Genomic DNA, 704 nt, shown 5'->3' with positions numbered 1-704 from the left:
GCCGCACAGGCGGCGGTGGCGTTAGTTGAACATAAAGGCGATTTATCTAAAACATTCAGCACCTTGGGCAGTAAAGAATCGGTAAAATCCCTGGTCACTTCAATGGCGGTGGGGGGCGCATTGAGCGGGTTTGATTCTCTGATGGGCTTTGATACCGCCGCCGACGGTGTCAGCGCGGCTAAATTACCGCGTTTGAGTAACGGCGATTGGAGCAAGGTTGCGCAGCGAGTTGCTGGCCAATCTCTCATCAGTTCCAGTCTGAATACCGGCATCAACGGCGGCAGTTTTAAAGATAACCTGACCACGGCACTGTTAGCCAATATAGGCGGTCAGTTACATGCCGAAGGGGCGAACCTTATTGGTGACCATGGTCGCGTATTGGGGGGCGCGGGTAAAGCGCTGAGTCATGCAGTCGTGGCGGGCGTCGCGGCTGAAATCGGTGGTGGTGATGCGAAAGGTGCGGCGGCAGGGGCACTGGCCGCCGAGCTGGCCGGTGCGGTGATGGGCGAGAACTTTATCGGCTCGCAAAACTGGCAGGCTAAATCTGAACGTCAGGCTCAGTTATCCCGATTCTTAGGGGGGGTGGCGGGTGCGGTGTTTACCGGTAAAGCCGAGGGCGCATACAGCGGCGCTAATGCTGCTGAAACCACATTCCGTTATAACTATCTTAGCCATCATCAACAAAAGTTGATGGAAGCTGAAAT

General features: G+C 55.4%; 1 protein-coding gene. It reads left to right on the top strand.

What is annotated here, in order from left to right; genetic code table 11:
• On the top strand, nucleotides 1-704 hold a 704-nt coding region (locus tag FTA91_RS06065), incomplete at both ends, for a DUF637 domain-containing protein (protein WP_186377346.1).

It is taken from the genome of Yersinia thracica (assembly GCF_902170565.1).
Lineage (GTDB): Bacteria > Pseudomonadota > Gammaproteobacteria > Enterobacterales > Enterobacteriaceae > Yersinia > Yersinia thracica.
This window is presented reverse-complemented; position numbering and strand designations above follow the sequence as displayed.